This window comes from Pseudomonas sp. FDAARGOS_761, from assembly GCF_013343155.1.
Lineage (GTDB): Bacteria > Pseudomonadota > Gammaproteobacteria > Pseudomonadales > Pseudomonadaceae > Pseudomonas > Pseudomonas aeruginosa.
Map to the genome: position 1 here is coordinate 1,704,223 of NZ_CP054572.1, position 23,275 is coordinate 1,727,497.

Annotated in this window: 15 protein-coding genes and 1 other RNA gene; 9 read left to right on the forward strand and 7 right to left on the reverse strand. The window is 65.4% G+C overall.

Annotated elements, in window-relative coordinates:
* Nucleotides 1-206: 206 nt before the first annotated feature.
* Nucleotides 207-1,556: an NCS2 family permease gene (locus tag FOC67_RS08120; RefSeq protein WP_003087209.1), complete on the reverse strand. Its 1,350-nt coding sequence runs from the start codon at nucleotides 1,554-1,556 to the stop codon at nucleotides 207-209.
* 374 nt (nucleotides 1,557-1,930) lie between these two features.
* Between FOC67_RS08120 and FOC67_RS08125 the strand changes: the two genes are divergently transcribed.
* The gene (locus FOC67_RS08125; RefSeq protein WP_003083340.1) at nucleotides 1,931-2,710 is read left to right on the forward strand and encodes a GntR family transcriptional regulator; all 780 of its coding nucleotides are present in this window, start codon (nucleotides 1,931-1,933) and stop codon (nucleotides 2,708-2,710) included.
* A 53-nt stretch (nucleotides 2,711-2,763) separates the two neighbouring features.
* Here FOC67_RS08125 and guaD read toward each other — a convergent pair whose 3' ends face one another.
* The 5 genes from guaD to alkB2 all read right to left on the reverse strand — a co-directional run bounded on the left by guaD (nucleotide 2,764) and on the right by alkB2 (nucleotide 10,204).
* Nucleotides 2,764-4,068 (reverse strand): guanine deaminase, encoded by a 1,305-nt coding sequence (guaD, locus tag FOC67_RS08130; RefSeq protein WP_009314755.1) that lies wholly within the window; start codon nucleotides 4,066-4,068, stop codon nucleotides 2,764-2,766.
* A 69-nt stretch (nucleotides 4,069-4,137) separates the two neighbouring features.
* The gene (gene xdhC, locus FOC67_RS08135; protein ID WP_009314754.1) at nucleotides 4,138-4,977 is read right to left on the reverse strand and encodes a xanthine dehydrogenase accessory protein XdhC; all 840 of its coding nucleotides are present in this window, start codon (nucleotides 4,975-4,977) and stop codon (nucleotides 4,138-4,140) included.
* Nucleotides 4,978-5,003: 26 nt separating this feature from the next.
* The gene (xdhB, locus tag FOC67_RS08140; protein ID WP_003087217.1) at nucleotides 5,004-7,403 is read right to left on the reverse strand and encodes a xanthine dehydrogenase molybdopterin binding subunit; all 2,400 of its coding nucleotides are present in this window, start codon (nucleotides 7,401-7,403) and stop codon (nucleotides 5,004-5,006) included.
* On the reverse strand, nucleotides 7,396-8,850 hold the full coding sequence (gene xdhA / locus FOC67_RS08145; protein ID WP_003087219.1) for a xanthine dehydrogenase small subunit: 1,455 nt from the start codon (nucleotides 8,848-8,850) through the stop codon (nucleotides 7,396-7,398). The genes xdhB and xdhA overlap by 8 nt, the downstream gene beginning before the upstream one ends.
* A gap of 220 nt (nucleotides 8,851-9,070) precedes the next feature.
* On the reverse strand, nucleotides 9,071-10,204 hold the full coding sequence (alkB2, locus tag FOC67_RS08150) for an alkane 1-monooxygenase AlkB2 (protein WP_003083349.1): 1,134 nt from the start codon (nucleotides 10,202-10,204) through the stop codon (nucleotides 9,071-9,073).
* Nucleotides 10,205-10,384: 180 nt separating this feature from the next.
* On the opposite strand from alkB2, the gene FOC67_RS08155 reads away from it, so the two are divergent.
* The 7 genes from FOC67_RS08155 (at nucleotide 10,385) to FOC67_RS08185 (ending at nucleotide 20,076) form a co-directional block, all read left to right on the forward strand.
* Nucleotides 10,385-11,044 (forward strand): GntR family transcriptional regulator, encoded by a 660-nt coding sequence (locus FOC67_RS08155; protein ID WP_003087224.1) that lies wholly within the window; start codon nucleotides 10,385-10,387, stop codon nucleotides 11,042-11,044.
* A gap of 25 nt (nucleotides 11,045-11,069) precedes the next feature.
* Nucleotides 11,070-14,558, forward strand: coding sequence for a chromosome segregation protein SMC (smc, locus tag FOC67_RS08160; RefSeq protein WP_009314753.1), 3,489 nt, complete (start codon nucleotides 11,070-11,072; stop codon nucleotides 14,556-14,558).
* A 165-nt stretch (nucleotides 14,559-14,723) separates the two neighbouring features.
* Entirely contained in the window at nucleotides 14,724-15,593 is an 870-nt protein-coding gene (gene zipA / locus FOC67_RS08165) for a cell division protein ZipA (protein WP_003110778.1), read from the forward strand.
* A 92-nt stretch (nucleotides 15,594-15,685) separates the two neighbouring features.
* Nucleotides 15,686-18,070 carry an NAD-dependent DNA ligase LigA gene (gene ligA / locus FOC67_RS08170; protein ID WP_009314752.1) on the forward strand — a complete coding sequence of 795 codons (2,385 nt, stop codon included), beginning with the start codon at nucleotides 15,686-15,688 and terminating at the stop codon, nucleotides 18,068-18,070.
* Nucleotides 18,071-18,115: 45 nt separating this feature from the next.
* Nucleotides 18,116-18,493 carry a hypothetical protein gene (locus FOC67_RS08175; RefSeq protein ID WP_003083354.1) on the forward strand — a complete coding sequence of 126 codons (378 nt, stop codon included), beginning with the start codon at nucleotides 18,116-18,118 and terminating at the stop codon, nucleotides 18,491-18,493.
* A 110-nt stretch (nucleotides 18,494-18,603) separates the two neighbouring features.
* Nucleotides 18,604-18,700: signal recognition particle sRNA small type (gene ffs / locus FOC67_RS08180), an RNA gene on the forward strand.
* 293 nt (nucleotides 18,701-18,993) lie between these two features.
* Nucleotides 18,994-20,076 (forward strand): type I restriction endonuclease, encoded by a 1,083-nt coding sequence (locus tag FOC67_RS08185; protein WP_003133016.1) that lies wholly within the window; start codon nucleotides 18,994-18,996, stop codon nucleotides 20,074-20,076.
* A gap of 178 nt (nucleotides 20,077-20,254) precedes the next feature.
* Here the strand turns inward: FOC67_RS08185 and FOC67_RS08190 are convergent, their stop codons facing one another.
* Entirely contained in the window at nucleotides 20,255-21,121 is an 867-nt protein-coding gene (locus tag FOC67_RS08190; RefSeq protein ID WP_073657140.1) for an ABC transporter substrate-binding protein, read from the reverse strand.
* A gap of 36 nt (nucleotides 21,122-21,157) precedes the next feature.
* On the opposite strand from FOC67_RS08190, the gene dnaX reads away from it, so the two are divergent.
* The gene (gene dnaX / locus FOC67_RS08195) at nucleotides 21,158-23,233 is read left to right on the forward strand and encodes a DNA polymerase III subunit gamma/tau (protein WP_031629959.1); all 2,076 of its coding nucleotides are present in this window, start codon (nucleotides 21,158-21,160) and stop codon (nucleotides 23,231-23,233) included.
* Nucleotides 23,234-23,275 lie beyond the last annotated feature (42 nt).

A 23,275-nucleotide genomic window follows, 5' to 3' on the forward strand; every position in this document is an offset into this window, starting at 1 on the left:
TTTCCCTGGCCCGCCGTCGAGCGGGCCTTTTTTCGTTCGCGGGGAAGGCGCCGAGGGTTGCCGGTTATCCGCCATCTGCGGGGGGGCAGGACGATGCGGCGCAAGGTGTGAATGGGCGACGGATGAGGCTGTGCGTCGCGAGCCCTGCGGGGCAACGACAGGTTCGAGGCGGATAGCCGCGTGCGGCCATCCGCCATCCGGGCGGGTCAGAGGAAGATGAACTTGGCGACGAAGATCACGAACAAGGCATAGAGGCTGGCCGAGACTTCGCGGTGCTTGCCGGTGAGGACCTTCATCGCGACGTAGGTGATGAAGCCCAGGGCGATACCGTCGGCCACCGAGAAGGTCAGCGGCATCATGATCACCGTGACGATCGCCGGGATGGTTTCGGTGTGCTCGTCCCAGTCGATGTGCGCCATCCCGCCCATCATCAGCATGGCCACGTAGATCAGCGCGCCGGCGGTGGCGAAGGCGGGGATCATCCCGGCCAGCGGGGCAAAGAACATCGCGGCGACGAACAGCACGCCGACCACCACCGCGGTGAGCCCGGTACGTCCGCCGGCGGCCACGCCCGCGGCGCTCTCCACGTAACTGGTCACCGGCGGGACACCGAGCATGCCGCCGAACACGCTGGAGGCGCTGTCGGCCTTCATCGCCTTCGACAGGTTCTCGATGCGCCCGTCCTCCTTCACCAGGTGCGCGCGCTGGGCGACGCCCATGAGAGTGCCGGCGGTATCGAACATGTGCACGAAGAGGAAGGCCAGGATCACGCTGATCATGGTGACGTTGAACGCGCCGGCGATGTCCATCGCCAGGAAGGTCGGCGCCAGGCTCGGCGGCGCCGAGAACACCCCGCCGTACTGCACCAGGCCGAGGGCCCAGCCGACCAGGGTGACGCTGAGGATGCTGATGAGGATGCCGCCGAACACCCGGCGGTACTCGAGCACGGCGATCATCAGGAAGCACAGTGCCGCCAGCAGCGGGCCGGGCGAGGTGAGGTGGCCGAGCTTGATCAGGGTCGCCGGGCTGGCCACCACGATGCCGGCGGTCTTCAGGCCGATCAGGCCGAGGAACAGGCCGACACCCGCGCCCATGGCGAACCTGAGGCTGCGGGGGATGCTGTTGAGCAGCCATTCGCGGACCCGGGAGAAGGTCAGCAGCATGAACATCACCCCGGAGATGAACACCGCGCCGAGGGCGATCTGCCAGCTGTAGCCCATGGTGCCGACCACGGTGTAGGTGAAGAAGGCGTTCAGCCCCATTCCCGGCGCCAGGCCCACCGGCCAGTTGGCGTACAAGCCCATCAGGAAGCAGCCGAGGGCGGCCGCCAGGCACGTGGCGACGAACGCCGCGCCGTGGTCGATGCCGGCGTCGGCCATGATGTTGGGATTGACGAAGATGATGTAGGCCATGGTGATGAAGGTGGTCAGCCCGGCCGCCAGCTCGGTCCTGACCGTCGTACCATGCTGGCGGAGCTTGAACAGGCGTTCGAGCAGGCCGGTGGCGGGCGGTGTCGCAGCGTAGATCCCTTGTTCTTCTTGTTTGGTGCTTTCCACAGCAGGTACTCCTCATCGCTCTTGTTGTTAGGTCCTGCGGGCCGGTTGGTTACCAGATCCCTGACGCGGCTCGAAGGTGATGTGAGGGCACGATTTTCTGACCTTTGGGTCAAGAACTCGTGCGAGCGATTATGCCTTTGTATACAAAAAGGTCAAAGAATGTTTGAGGGTGTTTCGCCACATTTTTATCAGCTTTCCGTCACGCGTCCTTCCGGGCGGTGCCGCGCGCTCGGAACGATGGGCGGAAAGGGGTGGTGCGCCGGATGCCGCTGCTTGTGTACACTATTTCGCTATCAGCCGCCGGCGTGCCTCACCCACGCCCGTGAGCGAGGATCAGCCCAGGCCACAAGCCGGACGCACAAGGTTCGAGACCGATGACCGATCAGTTGCAACACATCAGGAAGCCGCCGCGCACCGGCAAGGCTGCCCGCAGCGGTACCCAGGACGAGATCGTCTACGCCCACATCTTCGACGCCATCCTCGAACAACGCCTGGCCCCCGGCACCAAGCTGAGCGAGGAAGCGCTCGGCGAGATATTCGGCGTCAGCCGCACCATCATTCGCCGCGCCCTCTCGCGCCTGGCCCACGAGCAGGTGGTGCTGTTACGGCCGAACCGCGGCGCGGTGGTCGCCAGCCCGAGCATCGACGAGGCCCGGCAGATCCTTTTCGCCCGCCGCACCGTCGAGCGCGCCATCACCGAACTGGCCACCGACAACGCCACCGCCGAGCGCCTGGCCGAGTTGCGCGAGATGGTGGTGCAGGAACAATCCAGCTTCGCCCGTGGCGACCGGGGCGCCGGCATCCGCCTGTCCGGCGAGTTCCACCTGAAGCTCGCCGAGATGGCGCGCAACGCTCCTCTGGTGAGTTTCCAGCGCAGCCTGGTGTCGCAGACCTCGCTGATCATCGCCCAGTACGAAAGCGGCGGTCGCTCGCACTGCTCGTTCGACGAGCACAACGAGATCCTCGACGCCATCGAGAAGGGCGACAAGGAGCGCGCGGTGACCCTGATGATGCACCACATGGAGCATATCGACAGCAAGCTCAACCTGGAGAGCGACAACGCTTCCGGCGACCTGCACGCGGTGTTCTCGCACCTCCTCGGCGGCAAGAAGAAGCCTCGCCGGGCCAAGGCCGACAGCGACTCGGCGGCCTGATCCGAAGCATGAAAAAGCCCCGCGATGCGGGGCTTTTTCGTTTCCGCCGGGAGTCAGTCGCGGCGATGCACCGAGCGACCGGCGGCGAAGGTTTCCTTCACCGTGCGGTCGTCGCCGAGCATGGTCAGCGCGAACAGCCGTTCGGCCAGGCTGCCGGCCTGGCTCAGGCGGTAGGAGAGCAGCGGGGTGGCGTGGTAGTCGAGGACCACGAAGTCCGCCTCGTTGCCGGTGGCGAAGCTGCCGATCCGGTCGTCCAGCTCCAGCGCGCGGGCACCGCCGAGGGTGGCGAGGTAGAGCGACTTGAACGGATCGAGGCGGGCGCCCTGCAACTGCATGACCTTGTACGCCTCGTTCAGGGACTGCAACTGGGAGAAGCTGGTGCCGGCGCCGACATCGGTGCCGAGGCCGACCTTGACCTTGTAGCGCTCCAGCTTCGGCAGGTCGAACAGACCGCTGCCGAGGAACAGGTTGGAGGTCGGGCAGAACGCCACTGCCGAGCCAGTCTCCGCCAGGCGCTGGCATTCGCCGTCGCACAGGTGCACGCCATGGGCGAACACCGAGCGCGGCCCGAGCAGGCCGTGGTGGTCGTAGACGTCCAGGTAGCCGCTGCGCTCGGGGAACAGCTCCTTCACCCACTCGATTTCCTTGAGGTTCTCCGACAGGTGGGTGTGCAGGTATACGCCGGGATGCTCGCGCAGCAGCCGCGCCGCCATGTCCAGCTGTTCCGCGGTGCTGGTCGGGGCGAAGCGCGGGGTCACTGCGTAGAGCAGACGGCCCTGGCCGTGCCAGCGCTCGATCAGCGCCTTGCTGTCGCGGTAGCTGCTCTCGGCGGTGTCGGTCAGGTAGTCCGGCGCGTTGCGGTCCATCATCACCTTGCCGGCGATCAGGCGCAGGTCCAGGCGCCGGGCGGCCTCGAACAGCGATTCCACCGACTGCCGGTGCACGCTGCCGAAGACCAGCGCGGTGGTAGTGCCGTTGCGCAGCAGTTCCTGCAGGAAGATCTCGGCGACCTGATCGGCATGGGCCTGGTCACCGAATTGGCGCTCGGTGGGGAAGGTATAGGTGTTCAGCCAGTCCAGCAGTTGTTCGCCGTAGGAGGCGATCATCCCGGTCTGCGGGAAATGGATGTGGGTATCGATGAAGCCGGGGGTGATCAGCGCGTCGCGGTACTCGAAGACCTCGACGTCGCCGATCTCGCCGAGCAGGGCTTCGGCGTCACCGAGGCGAGCGACCTTGCCGTCCTCCACCAGCAACAGGCCGTCCTCGAAGTATTCGTAGGAGCGTTCGACGCCGACCTCCGCGGGGTCGGCGATGCTGTGCAGGATGGCGGCGCGGTAGGCTTTGGCGTTGCGGGTCATGGCAGTCTCGAAAAAAGGTTCGTGGGAGGTCCGCCGCCTGGCGGCGGACGCGGGGGAGCGGGGGGCCGCTCAGGATTCGTGGGCGCGGCGCGACTCCGGGGTCAGCCGGGTGACGCTCGACGGCCCCTGCTTGCGTTCCAGGCCGAAGGCGGCGTTGTAGGTGGCGATCACCTCGCCGGCGATGGAGATGGCGATCTCCGCCGGCAGCTTGCCTTTCACCTGATCCAGGCCCATCGGGCAGCGCATCCGTTGCAGGCGTTCGGCGTCGACGCCACGTTCGCGTAGGCGGTGCTCGAACTTGACGCGCTTGGTCTTCGAGCCGATCAGGCCGAAGTAGGCGAAGTCGTTGCGCGCCAGGATCGCCGCGGTAAGCTCCAGGTCCAGCGGGTGGTTGTGGGTCATGACGATGAAGTGGCTGCCGGGCGGCATCCGCTCGACCTCGTCGAGCACTTCGTCGTTCACCACTTTCTCCACGCCGTCGGGCAGGAGCGCGGGAAATTCGTGTTCCCGCGAATCGATCCAGCGCACCCGGCAGGGCAGGCTGGCGAGCAAGGGTACCAGGGCGCGACCGACGTGGCCCGCGCCGAACACGGCGATGTGTGCCTGCGGCTGGCCCATCGGCTCGAACAGCAGCACCGTGGCGCCGCCGCAGCATTGGCCGAGACTGGCGCCCAGGCTGAAGCGCTCCAGGCGGGTGTCCTGGGTCCGCGCGGCGAGCATTTCCCGGGCAATGGCCTGGGCCCTGTATTCCAGGTGGCCGCCGCCGATGGTGTCGTAGAGCCGCTCGGCGCTGACCACCATCTTCGAGCCGGCGTTGCGCGGGGTCGAGCCGCGCTCCTCGATGATGGTCACCAGAACGCAAGGTTCGCCGCTATGCTGCAACTCGGCCAGGGCGCTGATCCAGTTCATCTCGTCATCCTCCCGATCGCGGCGGTTCAGGCCGGCTCGACCGCGGCGTCCGCCGCTTGCGCCTGGGCGGTCTTCAACCGGCGCATCTGTTCCACGCCCCAGAGCACCCGCTCGGGCGTCGCCGGCGCGTCGATGGCGGGTTGCGCGCGGTAGTCGGCGAGGCTGGCCACGGCGTCCTTGATCGCGCACCAGACCGAGATGCCGAGCATGAACGGCGGCTCGCCCACGGCCTTGGAGTGGAACACGGTCTGCTCCGGATTCTTGCGGTTCTCCAGCAGTTTCACCCGCAGGTCCAGCGGCATGTCGGCGACGGCGGGAATCTTGTAGCTGGCCGGGCCGCTGGTCATCAGCTTGCCCTTGGCGTTCCAGACCAGTTCCTCCATGGTCAGCCAGCCCATGCCCTGGACGAAGCCGCCTTCGACCTGGCCGATGTCGATGGCCGGGTTCAGCGAGTCGCCGACGTCATGCAGGATGTCGGTGCGCAGCATGCGGTATTCGCCGGTGAGGGTATCGACTATCACCTCCGAGCAGGCAGCGCCGTAGGCGAAATAATAGAAGGGCCGGCCACGGGCCTGCTCGCGGTCGTAGAAGATCTTCGGCGTGCGGTAGAAGCCGGTGCTGGACAACGAGACCTGGCCGAAGTAGGCCTGCTGGACCAGTTCCTCGAACGGCAGGATCAGCTCGCGGATACGCACCTGGTTGTTGCGGAACTCGACGTCTTCCTCGCTGACCTTCCAGTGCCGCGCGGCGAACTCCACCAGGCGCCGCTTGATGGTTTCGGCGGCATTCTGCGCGGCCTTGCCGTTCAGGTCGGTGCCCGAGGAGGCGGCGGTGGGCGAGGTGTTGGGCACCTTGTCGGTATTGGTGGCGGTGATCTGGATGCGCTCCACGTCGACCTGGAAGACCTCGGCGACCACCTGGGCGACCTTGGTGTTGAGGCCCTGGCCCATCTCGGTGCCGCCATGGTTCAGGTGGATGCTGCCGTCGGTATAGATGTGGATCAGCGCACCTGCCTGGTTGAGGAAGGTCGCGGTGAACGAAATGCCGAACTTCACCGGGGTCAGCGCCAGGCCTTTCTTCAGGACCGGGCTGGCGGCATTGAACGCACGGATTTCCTCGCGGCGGCGGGCGTACTCGCTGCTCGCTTCCAGCTCGGCAGTCATCTCCGCCAGCAGGTTGTGCTCGACGGTCTGGTGGTAATGGGTGACGTTGCGTTCGTCCTTGCCGTAGTAGTTGAGCTTGCGCACCTCCAGCGGATCCTTACCCAGGCTGCGGGCCACGGCGTCCATGATCTCCTCGATGGCGACCATTCCCTGGGGCCCGCCGAAACCGCGGTAGGCGGTGTTCGAGGCGGTGTTGGTCTTGCAACGATGGCCGTTGATGGTGGCGTTGCCGAGGAAGTAGGCGTTGTCCGAGTGGAACATGGCGCGGTCGACGATCGAGCCGGAGAGGTCCGGCGAATAGCCGCAATTGCCGGCCAGGTCGATCTGGATGCCGTGCAGGCGGCCATCGTCGTCGAAGCCGACGTCGTATTCGACGTAGAACGGGTGACGCTTGCCGGTGATCTGCATGTCCTCCATGCGCGGCAGGCGCATCTTCGCCGGACGCCCGGTGTGGTAGGCGACCACCGCGCACAGGCAGGCCGGCGCCGCGGCCTGGGTTTCCTTGCCGCCGAAGCCGCCGCCCATGCGGCGCATGTCGATGACGATGCGGTTGAAGGAAACCCCGAGGACCTCGGCCACCAGCTTCTGCACTTCGGTGGGGTTCTGCGTCGAGCAATAGACGATCATGCCGCCGTCTTCGCTGGGCATTACCGAGGAAATCTGCGTCTCCAGGTAGAAATGCTCCTGGCCGCCGATGTGCAGCGTGCCTTGCAGGCGATGCGGCGCGCCGGCCAGCGCGGCGGCGGAATCGCCGATGCGGTGCTGGTGGCTGTCGAGGACGAAATGGCGCTTGCGCAGGGCCTCGACCACGTCGAGCACCGGTTCCAGGTCTTCGTACTCGACGATCGCCGCCATGGCCGCCTTGCGCGCGGTTTCCAGGCTGTCGGCGGCGACCGCCAGGACCATCTGTCCGACATACTCCACCTTGCCATCGGCCAGCAGCGGGTCGCCGGCCACCACCGGGCCGATGTCCAGCTGGCCGGGAACGTCGGCGGCGGTGAGGGCGATGGCGACGCCGGGGAACTGGTAGCAGGGCGTCACGTCGAGGCGGGTGATGCGGGCGTGGGCGCGCTCGCTCAGGCGCGCATAGACGTGCAACTGGTTGGGAAACTCCAGGCGATCGTCGATGTAGATCGCCTCGCCGCTGACGTGCTTGGGGGCGCTTTCGTGCTTGACGCTGCGGCCGACTCCGGTGGTCAGCTCGGCGCGGAACAGGTCGGCCAGCTCTTCCTGGCTCTTGTGCGGCTTGCGATGGTTAGACATAGGCGGTCACCCGGGTTTCGACGGCGGGAGCGTGCAGCTCCAGGAAGCATTTGCGCAGCAGGTTCTGCGCGGTCAGCAGGCGATATTCCTTGCTCGCGCGGAAGTCGCTGAGCGGGGTGAAGTCGTTCGCCAGGGCGGCGGCGGCGCGTTCGAAGCTGGCGGCTTCCAGGCGCGCGCCTTGCAGCGCCGCTTCGCAGGCGGCGGCGCGCTTGGGAATCGCCGCCATGCCGCCGAAGGCGACCCTGGCGCGGGCGATCCGGCCATCTTCCAGGTCGAGGCTGATGGCGGCGCAGACCGCGGAAATATCGTCGTCGATGCGCTTGGAGACCTTGTAGGCCTTGAACGCCTGGCTGGGCCGGGCACGCGGGACGAGGATCTTCTCGATGAACTCGCCTTCTTCGCGGGCGGTGACCTTGTAGTCGAGGAAGTACTCCTCCAGCGGCAGCTCGCGGCGCCGTTCGCCGCGGCGCAGGACGATCTTCGCGCCGAGGGCGATCAGCAGCGGCGGGGCGTCGCCGATCGGCGAGGCGTTGCCGATATTGCCGCCGAGGGTGCCCTGGTTGCGGATCTGCAGGGACGCGAAACGCTGCAGCAATTCGCCGAAGTCCGGGTAGTCCGCGGCCAGCGCCTGGTAGCAGTCGGTCAGCGGGGTGGCGGCGCCGATTTCCAGGCAGTTGACGCCCACTTCGATGCGTTTCATTTCGCGGATGTGGCCGACATAGATCATCACCGGCAGTTCGCGATGGAACTGGGTGACCTCCAGCGCCAGGTCGGTGCCGCCGGCCAGCAGGCGTGCCTGCGGATTGGCGCCGTAGAGGTCGGCCAGGTCGGCGACGGTGAGTGGCAGCAGGCAGCGCCGGTCACCGCTGTTCAGCTCGGCGGTTTCGCGCGGAGCGATGGCGCGCAATTGCTCGATGGTGGCGGCTTCCCGGGCGTCGAACTGGTCTGCGCGCTTGTGGCAGCAGGCCTGCTCGGCGGCGTCGAGGATCGGCCGGTAGCCGGTGCAGCGGCAGAGGTTGCCGGCGAGCGCCTCGTGGGCCTTGGCCGGATCGGCGCCGGCGCTGTTCTTCTGCAGGGCGAACAGCGACATGACGAAGCCCGGCGTGCAGAACCCGCACTGCGAGCCATGGCAGTCGACCATCGCCTGCTGCACGTCGTGCAGACGGTCCTGGTGCTTGAGGTCCTCGACGGTGATCAATTGCTTGCCGTGAAGGGCGGAAACGAAGGTCAGGCAGGAGTTCAGGCTGCGATAGCGGATGCGTTCGGCACCATCCTCGCCGGTGACCAATTCGCCGACCACCACGGTGCAGGCGCCGCAATCGCCGGAGGCGCAGCCTTCCTTGGTGCCGGTCTTGCCGAGGTGCCGGCGCAGGTAGTCGAGGACGGTGAGGTTGGGGTCCAGGCGTTCTTCGACGCGGATCTCCCGATTGAGCAGGAACCTGATCAAGGCGTGCCTCCAGGCGGGTTCTTGTTATTGAATTCTAGGCCTTGCAGGAGAACCGGCCGGAGTGGGGCGGTTTCCGCACAGGGCTCCACGGTAGGAGCTATGGAGGCGAATCTAGAAAAAACTGACTTTTGAGTCAAATAATTTTTTGACCTGTAGGTCAGTCAGTTTCCCCATAAACGAAAACGGCACCCGAAGGTGCCGTTTCCCAGGGGCGGGACGCTCAGATGCGCTGGGTGTCGGTAAGCTGGTATTCCTCGCCGGCATAGTAGGCGCGCACCTTCGGGTCCATCACCGCGCGCCAGAGCGGCGGGAACAGGGCGAGGACGATCATCCCGGCGTAGCCGTTGGGCAGTTGCGGGCTGCTGTCGTAGTGGCGCAGCACCTGGTAGCGGCGCTTGGCGTAGGCATGGTGGTCGGAATGGCGCTGCAGGTGGAAAAGGAACAGGTTGGTCAGGAGGAAATTGCTGTTCCACGAGTGTTCCGGCGTGGTGCGTTCGTAGCGGCCGTTGTCCAGACGCCGCCGATGCAGGCCGTAGTGCTCGACGTAGTTGACGATCTCCAGCAGGGTGAAGGCCATCACCGACTGGCCGAGGAAGAAGATCGCTCCCAGCCAGCCGAAGGCCAGGCTGAAGCCGAGCAGGAAGAGGGCACTGATGGCGTACCACCAGATCAGCTCGTTGCGCCAGTGCAGGGCCGGCAGGCCCTTGCGCTTCAGGCGCTCGGCCTCCAGGCGCCAGGCGTTGAGGAAGTTGTGCTTGTAGGCGTGCGGGAGGAACGAGTAGAGGCTCTGGCCGTAGCGCGAGGACGAGGCATCTTCCGGGGTCGAGACGTGTACATGGTGGCCGCGCACGTGTTCGACCTTGAAGCCGGCATAGCACACCGCTGCCAGCAGCAGGCCGCCGGCGTTCTGTTCCAGTTGCGGGTCCTTGTGGATCAGTTCGTGGGAGACGGTGATGCCGATGGCGCCCATCACGGTGCCCACCGACAGGATCCAGCCCAGTTGGCCGACCCAGTCCCAGCGGGTCTCGTGGGCGAGGATCCAGCCGGACCAGACGAGCATGCCCAGCAACAGCGGGACGGTGGCCAGGGACAGTACGCGGTAGTAGCCCTGTGCTTCCATCTCCGGCACTTCGCTGGCTTCCTCGGGGTTGGCCGGATCGCGGCCGACGATGGCATCGAGGATCGGGATCAGCCCGAACACCACGCTGATCACCAGCCAGGGCCAGGCGTTGGGATAGTCACTACCGAGCGACCACCAGTAGCTGAGCGGAATGCCGAGCACCGCGATCAGCCAGATCCAGTAGCCGTACTTTTTCAGACGCAGCATCCAGGCAGAGGAAAGCGAGGCAAACATGGGAAGTCCTCGTATTTATCTTGTTAGATTGTCTGACAATTGTCCTCCCTTGGCCGGCCTGCCCCATCCCAACCTTCGTTCTGTCCGCCGCTTCGCCGGGAAGCCGGCGGGGTAACGCCCTGTGTTACACTTCCCATCCATATACCCCCGGAAAACGCGCCCCTGGATAAAAGGATCACCATGACGTTCAAGGCCCCGGACAGCCTGGCAGAGCAGATCGCCCACCACCTCGCGGAACGCATCATCCGGGGAGAACTCAAGGAACGGGAACGTATCCAGGAGCAGAAGGTCACCCAGACCCTCAACGTCAGTCGCGGCTCGGTCCGCGAGGCGCTGCTGATTCTCGAACGCCGCCACCTGGTGAACATCCTGCCGCGCCGCGGCGCCCAGGTGTCCGAACTGTCCCCGCAACATGTGGAAAGCCTCTACGCCCTGATCGTGCAGCTCTACATCCTGCTGGCGGAAAGCGTCGCCCGGCGCTGGCGCAGCGAAGCCGAGCTGGCACCGTTCCTGGCCATCCAGCAGCGCCTGCTGAACAACCTGGCGCAAAGCGATATCGACGGCTTCGTCGAGGCCAGTTTCGACATCATGCGCGCGGCCTTTCCTTTCGCGAACAATCCCTACCTGCAGGAGACCGTCGAAAACCTGCTGCCAGCGGTGAGTCGCGCCTACCACCTGGCGCTGGAGCGGCGCAAGGCGGAAATGAACCAGTTCCTCGGCAGTTTCGCCCAGCTCCTGCAAGCGGTGATCGCCCGTGACGAGGCGAGGATCCGCGAGGTCCTGCTGGAATACGGCCGCCACAACTGCCAGCTGGTGCTGGCCGCGCTCGCCGAACGCTGATGGCGACCCTGGCGGGAGCGCACGCATGCGCCTGAAGAGCATCAAGCTGGCGGGGTTCAAGTCCTTCGTCGATCCGACCACGGTGAACTTCCCCAGCAACATGGCGGCAGTGGTAGGGCCGAACGGCTGCGGCAAGTCGAACATCATCGACGCGGTGCGCTGGGTGATGGGCGAAAGCTCGGCGAAGAACCTGCGCGGCGAGTCGATGACCGATGTCATCTTCAACGGCTCGAATACCCGCAAGCCGGTGAGCCAGGCGAGCATCGAGCTGATCTTCGACAACGCCGAGACCACCCTGGTGGGCGAATACGCCCAGTACGCCGAGATATCCATTCGCCGACGGGTCTCGCGGGATGGGCAGAACACCTATTTCCTCAACGGCACCAAGTGCCGGCGGCGCGACATCACCGACATCTTCCTCGGCACCGGCCTGGGGCCGCGCAGCTACTCGATCATCGAACAGGGCATGATCTCCAAGCTGATCGAGGCGCGTCCGGAAGACCTGCGCAACTTCATCGAGGAAGCCGCGGGTATTTCCAAGTACAAGGAGCGCCGCCGCGAAACCGAAAGCCGCATCCGTCGGACCCAGGAAAACCTGGCACGCCTCACCGACCTGCGCGAAGAGCTGGGGCGGCAACTGGAACGCCTGCACCGGCAGGCCCAGTCGGCGGAAAAATACCAGGAACACAAGGCCGAGGAGCGCCAGCTCAAGGCCCAGCTGGGTGCCGTGCGCTGGCGCGACCTGAACGAGCAGGTCGGTCAGCGCGAGCGGGTCATCGGCGACCAGGAGATCGCCTTCGAGGCCCTGGTGGCCGAGCAGCGTGGTGCCGATGCCGGCATCGAACGGCTGCGCGACGGCCATCACGAGTTGTCCGAACGCTTCAACCAGGTGCAGGCGCGCTTCTATTCGGTCGGCGGCGACATCGCCCGGGTCGAGCAGAGCATCCAGCATGGCCAGCAGCGCCAGCGCCAGTTGCAGGACGACTTGCGCGAAGCCGAACGGACCCGCCAGGAAACCGAATCGCACCTCGGGCACGACCGTACCTTGCTCGCGACCCTGGCCGAGGAAATGGCCATGCTCGCACCGGAACAGGAACTCAGCGCGGCCGCCGCGGAAGAAGCGGGCATCGCCCTGGAACAGGCCGAGCAGGGCATGCAGGCCTGGCAGCAGCAGTGGGATGCCTTCAACCAGCAGAGCGCCGAACCCCGCCGCCAGGCCGAGGTGCAGCAGTCGCGCATCCAGCACCTGGAGCAGAGCCTGGAGCGCCTGCAGGATCGCGAGCGGCGCCTGCAGGAGGAGCGTGGCCAGTTGGCGGCCGACCCCGAGGACGCGGCGATCCTCGAACTCAACGAACAGGTGGCGATCGCCGAACTGGCCCTGGAAGAACTGCAATTGCAGGAGCAGGGCCAAGCCGAGCGACTCGAACAATTGCGCCAGGAATTGCAGCAGCTGGCCGCCGAACAGCACCAGGCGCAGGGCGAGTTGCAGCGCCTGAACGGGCGCATCGCTTCGCTGGAGGCCCTGCAGCAGGCCGCTCTCGACCCCGGACAGGGCGCCTTGGAGTGGTTGCGCGAGCAGGGCCTGGAACAACGTCCGCGCCTCGCCGAAGGCTTGCGTGTCGAGCCGGGTTGGGAGCTGGCGGTGGAGACCGTGCTCGGCGCGGATCTGCAGGCGGTCTTGCTGGACGGCTTCGACGGGCTCGCCCTGGCCGGCTTCGGCAAGGGCGAGCTGCGCCTGCTCAGCCCCGCTCGCGGAGCCGCGACGGCGGCCGGTTCGCTGCTGGACAAGGTCCGCGCCGACGCCGACCTGAGTCCCTGGTTGGCCCGGGTGAAACCGGTGGAGACCCTGGAACAGGCGCTCGCCCAGCGCGGCGCCCTGGACGACGGCGAGAGCCTGATCAGTCGCGATGGCTACTGGGTCGGCCGGCACTTCCTGCGGGTCCGGCGCAGCGACGAGGCCCAAGGCGGCATGCTCGCCCGCGCCCAGGAACTGGAGGCGTTGCAGGAACGGCGCGAGGCCCTGGAAACCCGCGTCGCCGAGGGCGAGGAGCGTCTGGCTGCGGCCCGCGACGAGCAGCGCGAGCTGGAAGGCGCGCGCGAGCAGGTGCGGCGCCAGATCCAGGAGGAGGGCCGCCGGCACGGCGAGCTGAAGGCGCAGTTGTCCGCGCAGCAGGCCAAGGTCGAGCAACTGGTACTGCGTCGCCGCCGTCTCGACGAAGAAGTGGCGGAACTGGTCGAGCAGCGCGCGCTGGAACAGGAGCAACTGAGCGAGGCGCGCCTGACCCTGCAGGAAGCGCTGGATAGCATGGCGCTGGACACCGAGCGCCGGGAAACCCTGCTGGCGGAGCGTGACGCCCTGCGCGAACGGCTCGACCGGATTCGCCAGGATGCCCGTACCCACAAGGACCATGCGCACCAACTGGCGGTGCGGGTCGGCTCGCTGAGGGTGCAGCACAATTCCACCCAGCAGGCTCTGGAGCGCCTCGACCAGCAGTCGGCGCGCCTCAACGAGCGTTGCGAACAGCTCAACCTCAATCTGGAGGAGGGTGCGGCGCCGCTGGAAGAGCTGCGCATGAAGCTCGAGGAGTTGCTGGAGCGACGGATGGCCGTTGAGGACGAACTCAAGCAGGCGCGGCTGGCCCTGGAAGACGCCGATCGCGAACTGCGCGAGGTGGAGAAGCGCCGCGGCCAGGCCGAGCAGCAATCGCAACTGCTGCGTGGCCAGCTGGAGCAGCAGCGCCTGGAGTGGCAGGGGCTGGTGGTGCGGCGCAAGGCCTTGCAGGAGCAACTCGCCGAAGACGGCTACGACCTGCACACGGTACTGGCCAACCTGCCCCTGGATGCCAGTGAACGCGAATGGGAGGAGCGTCTCGAGAGTCTCGCGGCGCGCATCCAGCGTCTGGGGCCGATCAACCTGGCGGCGATCGAGGAGTACCAGCAGCAGTCCGAGCGCAAGCGCTACCTGGACTCGCAGAACGACGACCTGGCCGAAGCGCTGGAGACGCTGGAAAACGTCATCCGCAAGATCGACCGGGAAACCCGCAATCGCTTCAAGGAAACCTTCGACCAGATCAATGCTGGCCTTCAGGCATTGTTCCCGAAGGTATTCGGCGGCGGTACGGCATATCTGGAACTTACCGGCGAAGATCTACTCGATACCGGTGTGGCGATCATGGCGCGCCCGCCGGGCAAGAAGAACAGCACCATCCACTTGTTGTCCGGCGGGGAAAAGGCGCTGACCGCGCTGGCGCTGGTATTCGCCATCTTCCAGTTGAACCCGGCGCCGTTCTGCATGCTCGACGAAGTCGATGCGCCATTGGACGATGCCAACGTCGGACGTTATGCGCGATTGGTGAAGGAGATGTCGGAAAAGGTGCAGTTCATCTATATCACCCACAACAAGATCGCCATGGAAATGGCCGATCAGTTGATGGGCGTGACCATGCATGAGCCGGGCTGTTCACGGCTTGTTGCAGTTGACGTGGAAGAGGCGGTCGCATTGGCTGAAGCCTGAGTGTCAGGCAGTGTAAACTTGTGCATGGGCATGTTAGTTTAATGGCCACTTTTTGTATCGCGTGGGAAAGTTCTGTCAGAACAAGGTTGGCTCCACGTTTCAAGGGACGGGACGTCCTTTTTTCATTTTTTTATTCACCATTTTCACTAGGGGCTACGGAATTACATGGATATCGGTCTGCGCGAATGGCTTATCGTTATCGGGCTTATCGTGATCGCCGGCATTCTCTTCGACGGTTGGCGGCGGATGCGGGGCGGCAAGGGCAAGTTGAAGTTCAAGCTCGACCGCAGTTTCGCCAATCTGCCGGACGACGACGGCGACTCGGCTGAACTGCTGGGGCCGGCGCGGGTGGTCGAGCATCGCGAGCCGTCCTTCGACGAACAGGACCTGCCCAGCGTCAGTGCCCGCGAAACCAAGGAGCGCAAGGGCGGCAAGCGCCAGGAAGAGCCGCGCCAGGGCGATCTGGACCTCGACGAGGGGCTGGCCCTTGAGGCGGACCCGAGCGATGCCGCCGAGCCGGTGGAGCCACGCAAGGGCAAGTCGAAGGGACGCAAGGAGAAAGAGCGGGAGAAAGCCCCTGCGGTCGCTGCCGAACCTGCTCCGGTCGACGAGGTGCTGATCATCAACGTCATCGCCCGCGACGAAAGCGGCTTCAAGGGGCCGGCCTTGCTGCAGAACATCCTCGAGAGCGGCCTGCGCTTCGGCGACATGGACATCTTCCATCGCCACGAAAGCATGGCCGGCAATGGCGAGATCCTGTTCTCCATGGCCAATGCGGTGAAACCGGGCACTTTCGACCTGGACGACATCGACAACTTCAGCACCCGCGCCGTGAGCTTCTTCCTCGGCCTGCCGGGGCCGCGCCATCCGAAGCAGGCCTTCGACGTGATGGTCGCCGCCGCGCGCAAGCTGGCCCACGAGCTGAACGGCGAGCTGAAGGACGAGCAGCGCAGCGTGCTGACCGCCCAGACCATCGAGCACTACCGCCAGCGCATCATCGACCATGAGCGCCGCAGCTTGATGCAGAAGCGCTGATCCGGCCACAGCCCCTTTCTTCGTGCGGGAGAGGGGGCGAACTACTCTATAGAGCAGCCGAGGCTGCTCTTTTCGTTTCACGGACTCCCACCATGACCGACACCCAGGCTGCCGCCGAACGCATCGCGCAACTGCGAACCGAACTGGACACCCACAACTACCGTTACTACGTGCTCGACGAACCGAGCATTCCCGACGCCGAATACGATCGCCTGTTCCGCGAGTTGCAGGCGCTGGAGACCGAGTACCCGCAACTGCTGACGCCCGACTCGCCGACCCAGCGGGTCAGCGGCACGCCGGCCTCGGCGTTCGGCGAAGTGCGCCATGAGATCCCCATGCTCAGCCTCGGCAACGCCTTCGAGGAGCAGGACCTGCTGGACTTCGACCGCCGCGTACGCGAAGGACTGGCCGACCTGTTGCCTGGCGGCGACCTGCTCGGCGGTGGCGCGGAGGTCGAGTACAGTTGCGAGCCGAAGCTGGACGGCCTGGCCGTCAGCCTGCTCTACGAGCGCGGCCAACTGGTGCGCGGCGCCACCCGCGGCGACGGCAGCACCGGCGAGGACATCACCAGCAACGTACGCACCATTCGCAACGTACCGCTGAAGCTGCACGGCGAAGGCTGGCCGGAGATCCTCGAAGTGCGCGGCGAGGTGTTCATGTCCAAGGCCGGTTTCGAGGCGCTCAACGCCAAGGCCGTGGAAACCGGCGGCAAGACCTTCGCCAACCCGCGCAACGCGGCGGCCGGCAGCCTGCGCCAGCTGGATTCGAAGATCACCGCCAGTCGCCCGCTGGAGTTCTGTGCCTACGGCTTCGGCCAGGTTAGCGGGACGCTGCCGGACACCCAGGTGGGCATCCTCGAGGCGTTCCGCGGCTGGGGTATCCCCATCAGTCGCGAGCTGCGCCTGGTCAAGGGCGCCCAGGCCTGCCGCGACTACTACGACGACATCGGTCGCCGACGCGATGCGCTGGCCTACGAGATCGACGGCGTGGTGTTCAAGGTCAACCGCATCGCCTTCCAGCGCGAACTGGGCTTCCGCGCGCGCGAGCCGCGTTGGGCGATCGCCCACAAGTTCCCCGCGCGCGAGGAGCTGACCGAGCTGCTGGGTGTCGAGTTCCAGGTCGGCCGCACCGGCGCCGTGACCCCGGTGGCACGCCTCAAGCCGGTGCAGGTGGCCGGCGTCACGGTGTCCAATGCGACCCTGCACAACATGGATGAAGTCGCCCGCCTGGGCCTGCGCATCGGCGATACGGTGGTGATCCGCCGTGCTGGCGATGTGATTCCGCAGGTCATGCAGGTGGTGCTCGAGCGCCGCCCGGCGGATGCGCAGGCGATCGAGGTGCCCGAGCATTGCCCGGTCTGCGGCTCGGCCGTGGAGCGGACCCAGTTGGTCAAGCGTAGCAAGGGCAGGGAGTCGATCAGCGAGGGCGCCATCTATCGCTGCGTCGGCCGCCTCTCCTGTCAGGCGCAGTTGAAGCAGGCGATCATCCATTTCGTATCGCGCCGGGCAATGGACATCGACGGTCTTGGCGACAAGATCGTCGAGCAACTGGTGGATCGCGGGCTGGTCGCCTCGCCGGCGGATCTCTATACCCTGACCTATGAACAGGTGTTCGAGCTGGAAGGGTTCGCCGAGCTGTCCACCAACAACCTGCTGGCGGCCATCGCCGACAGCCGCAAGCCTTCGCTGGCGCGCTTCATCTTCGCCCTGGGGATTCCCGACGTCGGCGAGGAAACCGCCAAGCTGCTGGCGCGTTCGCTGGGTTCGCTCGAGCGGATCGGCAAGGCGCTCCCGGAAGTCTTGACCTACCTGCCGGACGTCGGCGCCGAGGTGGCCTACGAGATCCACAACTTCTTCGCCGACGAGCACAACCGCCAGGTGATCGCCCAGTTGCGCGATGCCGAACATGGCGTGCAGTTGCAGGAAGAGGGCGAGGTCGCCGCGGAGTTCGCCGCCTGTGCCTCGCTGGCCGGTTTCATCGACAAGCTGAACATTCCCTTCATCGCCGCCACCGGCGCGGAAAAGCTGGCCAGCCGCTTCGGTTCGCTCGACGGCATCATCCGTGCCGACTGGCTCGATCTGCGCCAGGTGGAGCGTCTGCCCGAGCGAGCGGCGAAAAGCCTGCGCGATTTCTTCGACGAGCCGGCCAACGTGCAGCGTGCCCTGGCCATCGAGGCGCAGTTGCGTGAGTTCGGTATGCATTGGCAGAGCGAGCGCAAGGCGGTCGAAGGCCTGCCTCTGGCCGGGCAGACCTGGGTGCTGACCGGCACCTTGGAGGCGATGAGCCGGGACGTGGCCAAGGACAAGCTGGAAGGGCTCGGCGCCAAGGTGGCCGGCTCGGTGTCGGCCAAGACCCACTGCGTGGTCGCCGGGCCCGGCGCCGGCTCGAAGCTGACCAAGGCCAACGAGCTGGGCGTGAAGGTGCTCGACGAAGACGGCCTGCTGAAACTGTTCGACGAGCACGGCGTCGCCCGCTGAAGCGGCGGCGCTGCTGCGAAAGATTTCCGAAGACTGGAGTGAACGATGGACAAGGCAAGAAAGCAGCGGTTGCTGGGCGTGCTCGCATTGGTGGTGCTGTTCGGCGCCTACGTGGGTTGGAGCGAGCGGCCGCGCATCCTGCTGCATTACAGTGGCCAGGCTTCGGCGCCGATCGCCTACAGCTACAAGGAGCAGGGCGTGGAAACCTTCTCCGGGGAGATCCGGCCCGGCCAGGTCCGCGAGTTTCCGGTGAAGCTGTTCGGCGGCAGCGATTACCGGATCGCCTTCTCCTTCCATCGCGGTGAGGAGAAGTATGCGTCGTTCAGCACCAAGCCGGGCTGGGGCACCCTGGACCTGTATGTCGATACCGAGCTGAGCGTATCGACCCAGCCGCCGCCGGAGGGTCTGATCCAGCAGCAATGAACCGCTTTCGCGAAATGGATTGCAAACGTAAGTGCTTGAAGTGGTTGTAACTTACGCGCAAGCCGGTAGAATGGCGCGGCCTACCCGAGGGTAGGCTGCAATGGTGGCCCTGTCGGTCCCCCCGCAACGATTACCCGTCAACCTGGTCAGGTCCGGAAGGAAGCAGCCACAGCGGGAACATCGTGTGCCGGGGTGTGGCTGGCGGGGCCGCCTCCATTTCGTAGGTCCTTAATTCTAAAGGACTTCCTCTCCTGAAAAACTCTGAGTGTGACAGCGCCCTGGTACACCTGTGTGGTGCGCCGTAAGGGCGATTCTAGCCGTCCGCTTTTCTCTGATGTAGGCCGTCATACCGCTGAATCGCTGTAGAGCTGGTGCTCTGCTGTCCGTACCGAAGCCTTCGCTGCTGCCTTTGAGCTGGGTCAACTGGCGGGCTGTGCTTGCCAATTGCCAGTATCGACGCCTGTTACTACGATGAATGTGTTCTCAACAAGGAGCGTGACATGGAATTCGTAGAGCGACTGAATGCACTCTCAGCCAAGGTTCGACAGCAAGGCGGGGCGATCCAGACGGAGGAAGGCACCAAGACTGCCTTGGTGATGCCCTTCATAAACTCTGTGCTCGGCTACGATGTGTTCGACCCGTCCGAGGTGACGCCTGAATACATCTGCGACATCGGTACCAAGAAAGGCGAGAAGATCGACTACGCCATTCTGAAGGATGGCCAGATTCAGATTCTGATTGAGTGCAAGAAGATCGGTGAGCCTTTGCACATCAATCATGCCAGCCAGCTTTTCCGCTACTTCCACGTCACGAGTGCCCGAATCTCCATCCTCACTAACGGGCAGGTCTACAAGTTCTTCACGGACCTAGACGCTCCCAACAAGATGGACGAAAAGCCGTTCCTGGAGCTTGATCTGCTGGATGTTGATGAGCACGTATTGCCCGAGCTCCAGAAGCTAACCAAGGCTGCATTCGATGTTGATTCGATCATCAATGCGGCTGGGGAGCTGAAGTACGTGAGTCAGATCAAGCGGGAAATGGCCAATCAGTTCAATCAGCCTGACGACGATTTCGTGAGGTTTTTCGCTGCGCGCGTATACGACGGAATCATCACGCAGAAGGTGCGAGAGCAGTTTGGTGTTCTAACCCGAAAGGCTGCGTCTCAATTTCTAGGAGATCAGGTCAACGACCGCTTGAAGTCGGCCATGAGCGGTGCAATTCAGCCGGCGATCACGATGGCGCCCGCAGAGCCTTCCATGGCATCTCAGGCTGAAAGCAATACTGACGATGACCGAGTCCACACCACGCTGGAGGAGCTGGAGGGGTTTCATATCGTTAAGGCTATTGTTCGGGCTGTCGTTGATGCGAAGCGGATTGTGCATCGCGATACGCAGAGCTACTTCGGCGTGTTGCTGGACGATAACAACCGGAAGCCGATTTGCAGGCTTCACTTTAATCGTAGTCAGAAGTACATTGGCCTGTTCGACCAAGAGAAGAACGAAACTCGTCATCCTATCTCCTCCCTGGATGACATCTACACATTCGCAGATCAGCTCAAGGGCTCCATTGCTTACTACGAATGAGCTGCGTGCTGCTAATAGGAGCCCGCTGACTAGCGGGCTTTTTCATTTCCTGTATTACTTCGCCCCGTTCCTGAGGCGATACCAGTTGGCGTCGGGTGATGCCTTGCCGGCGTTAGGATGCTACTGGCGGGGCCGCCTCCATTTCAGGCCCGCCATTTTTCGCAGGCCGTCGACGCTCTTATCGGTAGCGCTGCAGTATCTCCTCGATCTCTCCGCTGCGCTTCATTTCCTCGAACGTCTTCAGTATCGCTTCCACCGGAACCTCCGCGGAGTCCCGCACCAGGCAGCTCACCGCCGTCTCTTCGAGCTGCGCGGCTTCCTGGAGTGGCGGCTGCCCCGGCGCCTGGCGGTTGCTCCAGTGCAGCGACAGTTGATGGCTGACCGCGTAGCGGTAGCGGCCGGCGCGCAGCTTTTCCAGCACCAGGTCCTGGGTGCGCGCATCGTCGCGGCGCAGTCGGCCGATGTCGAACAGCGCTTGCAAGCGCGGATAGCTGTAGCCGAGGACGGTACCGATACGCTGGGCCGGCAGCGCCTCGGGAATCGGCGCGAAGCCTTCGCGGGCGACCAGGATGTCGCGTTGCACCAGCAGCGCGACGCTCCAGCGATAGCCGGGGAAGTCGTGGCTGAGCCAGGCGGGGCTGATGTAGCAGCGGACATCGATTTCGCCAGCGTTCATCGCCTGCTCGATGCGCCCGCGCGGGTAGGGGTGGTAGAGCGCCTTGCGGCCGACCTGCCGGGCAAGGGAGCGGGTGATGTCGTAGACGATGCCGTCGATCGGCTGGCCCCGTTGCAGGCGGACCAACGGCATGCTCCAGCTTTCCATCACCGAGAAGCGCAATGGCGTCGCGTCGGCCTCCGCGGCCGTCGCTGGCAGGGCCGCGAGCAACTGCAGCAGGAGCAGCGCCGGTGCGCCGAAATGAGGCATGAACGAAGTCAGGGAGGGTAGAGTCATTGCCACCGACGAGGGCTGCTGAAGGGCCAGGGGAATTCTTAGCACGCAGTTTGCCAAGTCGGCGAGCGCAGAAGGGGTAAATTGCGCTAGCATTGGCCGACTTGTGCTTCCCTTCTGCGACGGTTTTCGATGAGTTATCAAGTTCTTGCGCGTAAATGGCGTCCCCGTTCCTTCCGTGAAATGGTCGGCCAGACCCATGTGCTCAAGGCTCTGATCAACGCCCTGGACAACCAGCGGCTGCACCATGCCTACCTGTTCACCGGTACCCGCGGGGTCGGCAAGACCACCATCGCGCGGATCCTGGCCAAGTGCCTGAACTGCGAGACCGGGGTCAGCTCCACGCCGTGCGGCGAATGCTCGGTCTGTCGCGAAATCGACGAAGGCCGCTTCGTCGACCTGATCGAAGTGGACGCCGCGAGCCGGACCAAGGTCGAGGATACCCGCGAGCTGCTCGACAACGTGCAGTACTCGCCGACCCGCGGACGCTACAAGGTCTACCTGATCGACGAAGTGCACATGCTTTCGTCGCACAGTTTCAATGCGCTGCTCAAGACCCTCGAGGAGCCGCCGCCGCACGTCAAGTTCCTGCTGGCCACCACCGACCCGCAGAAGTTGCCGGTGACCATCCTCTCGCGCTGTCTGCAGTTCTCCCTGAAGAACATGCCGCCGGAGCGGGTGGTCGAGCACCTGACCCACGTGCTCGGAGCCGAGAACGTGCCCTTCGAGGATGACGCCCTGTGGTTGCTCGGGCGCGCCGCCGACGGCTCGATGCGTGACGCCATGAGCCTGACCGACCAGGCCATCGCCTTCGGCGAGGGCAAGGTGCTGGCCGCAGACGTGCGGGCGATGCTCGGTACCCTCGATCACGGCCAGGTCTATGGCGTGCTCCAGGCCTTGCTGGAGGGCGATGCGCGCGCCCTGCTCGAAGCGGTGCGCCACCTGGCCGAGCAGGGGCCGGACTGGGGCGGCGTGCTTGCCGAAATACTCAACGTGCTGCACCGCGTCGCGATCGCCCAGGCCCTGCCGGAAGCGATCGACAATGGCCAGGGCGACCGCGAGCGGGTGCTGGCCCTGGCCCAGGCGTTGCCGGCGGAAGACGTACAGTTCTATTACCAGATGGGCCTGATCGGCCGTCGCGACCTGCCGCTGGCGCCCGATCCGCGTAGCGGCTTCGAGATGGTGTTGCTGCGGATGCTCGCGTTCCGCCCGGCGGACGCCGACGGCGCGCCGAGGACGCCGCTAAAGGACCTGGGGATCAGCAAGGCCACGACTGATCCCGCCAACTCCCCCGTGGCCGGCGCGGCCTCGCCTGCGCCGGTCGCTGCCGTTGCTGCCGCGCCTGTCGTGGCTGCGCCCGTCGAAGCCCCGGCTGCCCCGCCGGCAGCGCCATCCGCGCCGCCGGCGGCGGTCGAGGTGCGCGTCGCGGAAGCGGTTGTCGAAGAGCCCGCCGCCGCGGCAGAGGTCGTCGACTTGCCCTGGGAAGAGCCGGCTCCGAGCCTCGCTGCCGAGCCCGAGCCCGAGCCCGAGCCCGAGCCCGAGCCCGAGCCCGAGCCCGAGCCCGAGCCGCTAGCCGTGGAGGCTCCCTCGGTCCCTCCGGCAGTGGCGGTCGAGGCGGTGGTGGAAACCGTTCTGGAAGCCCTGCCGGCTGCGTTGCCGGTAGCACCTGACGAGCAGGACGAGCAGGACGATGAGCCACCGCCCGCGGACGACTACTACGAAGTCGACATGGATACCCTGGCCTACCTGGATGCCGCGCCCGAGCCTGACGTGGTCGTGGTGGAGGAGCCGCTGCCGGCGGCGAAGCCGGCCACCGGCCTGGCCGCGGAGTGGCTGGAGCTGTTCCCGCGGCTCGGCCTCGGCGGCCTGACCGCGAGCATCGCTGCCAACTGTACGCTGGTAGCTGCCGACGGCGACCACTGGCATCTGCATCTCGATCCGGGCCAGAGCGCGCTGTTCAACGCCACCCAGCAGCGGCGGCTGAACGATGCGCTGAACCAGCACCTGGGGCGCACCCTCAAACTGGAGGTGACCCTGCAGAAGCCTGAGCAGGAGACCCCGGCCCAGGCAGCGGCACGCCGGCGTGCCGAGCGCCAGCGGGCGGCCGAGGCATCGATCGATGCCGACCCGTTGGTCCGGCAGTTGCGCGAGCAGTTCGCCGCGGTGGTCCGTGACGGTACCATCGAACCTTTGGAAGCCAAGGCCTGACCGGCGCTTGGCGCACGCAACAAGACGACATTCGAGGTGAAG